This is a genomic window from uncultured Polaribacter sp., from assembly GCF_947497695.1.
Lineage (GTDB): Bacteria > Bacteroidota > Bacteroidia > Flavobacteriales > Flavobacteriaceae > Polaribacter.
The window spans coordinates 1-1,333 of record NZ_CANMHM010000026.1 but is presented as its reverse complement, the minus strand read 5'-3'; the positions used below and the strand labels follow the sequence as shown (position 1 = coordinate 1,333).

Annotated in this window: 1 protein-coding gene; it reads right to left on the bottom strand. The window is 29.7% G+C overall.

What is annotated here, in order from left to right; translation table 11 throughout:
* Positions 1-145: 145 nt before the first annotated feature.
* Entirely contained in the window at positions 146-1,117 is a 972-nt protein-coding gene (locus Q0731_RS13100; RefSeq protein WP_299064813.1) for a transposase, read from the bottom strand.
* Positions 1,118-1,333: the final 216 nt, after the last annotated feature.

The following is a 1,333-nucleotide window of genomic DNA, read 5'->3' as shown; positions in this document are numbered from 1 at the left end:
CAACAAAGAACTGAGTTAAAAAGCAAACAAATTCTTCATTAAATTTAGGCATTATTTATCTGGCATTGTTGAAGTAGAATAAATCTACTTTGGTCGATTTATTTCCAATTCAACAAGCTATAATTATCATAATTTCTTTTACATTTTATTTCACTTTTAAAACTGAAACATGTCCCTCATCATATGCAATGCCAGACTTTGCAATGGCAAAACATTGTTTTAAAAGTTTATTGGAAACTGCAATTAAAGCTAGCTTTTTACTTTTTCCTTTATTGGTAATTCGCTCAAATATTTCTACACATCCTTTATTATGCTTGTACGCACTAAAAGAACATAGGAAAAGTAAATTTCTTAATTTCCTGTTTCCAACTTTACTAATTCTTGAACGACCTCTTACACTACTTCCAGATTCTCTAATTGTTGGCGTTATTCCTGCATAACTACAAAGTTGTGAGGCTGTTTCAAACTTTTTAAAACCATCTGTAATTACAATTAAAAACAAGGCTGTTTTAAGTCCAATACCAGGAATACTCTGCAATAATGTTAGTTGCTTTTGTTGGTCTTTTTTTACTAATGAAAGTAACTTTGCATCAATTCCCTTTAATTCTTTCTCTAAATATTTTTTAGTCTTAAGTAAAGAACGATACACATATTCTGAAGGTATGCCTAGTACTTTTTCTCCGTGAATTTTATTTTTTGTTGCGGTTCTGGTTTTTAATAAATTATCCATCAATCGAAACAATTGTAAACACTCACTTTGAGTATCTGTAAGCGCGTTATACAAAGGTACTTCATAAATTAGACCATAATCACAAATAGCTTTTGCATCACTTTTATCTGTTTTTATTTTTGCCAGCTTAATCTGTATAAATCGCTTTATTGACAAAGGATTTACAACTGAAACACAAATACCTTTCTTGTATAAAAACTGCGCAAATCTGTAATGATAGTAACCTGTAGCTTCCATAACTACTAAACTGTTTTTGGGTAGTAGTTTATGAAACTTCTTAAATCCTAATTCACTGTTTTTGAATTGTAAATGACCTTGTGTACTACCATAACAATCAAAGACATCTTTACTAATGTCAATTCCAAAAGTTTCACTATATTTATTCATAAGAAAATGTTTTATGAAAGAATAAATCTACTTGAGCCACAACAACTTAAAATCGAGATCTAAAGTCTCACAGAACTGAACGTGATTTTAGTAGAAAAGAGAGAGGATTATCAGTGTTGTCTGAGTCTAGGCTCAACCGTGTAAATTAACCTTAATTCTCTCTTTTATTCTTTCTTATTATTTTATCAAATTTATTAAAAGACAAACTTAAGCCGT

Bases quoted from the DNA above. Each gene is read 5' to 3' on its own strand.
- Q0731_RS13100 (WP_299064813.1), bottom strand. From the start codon at position 1,117: ATGAATAAATATAGTGAAACTTTTGGAATTGACATTAGTAAAGATGTC.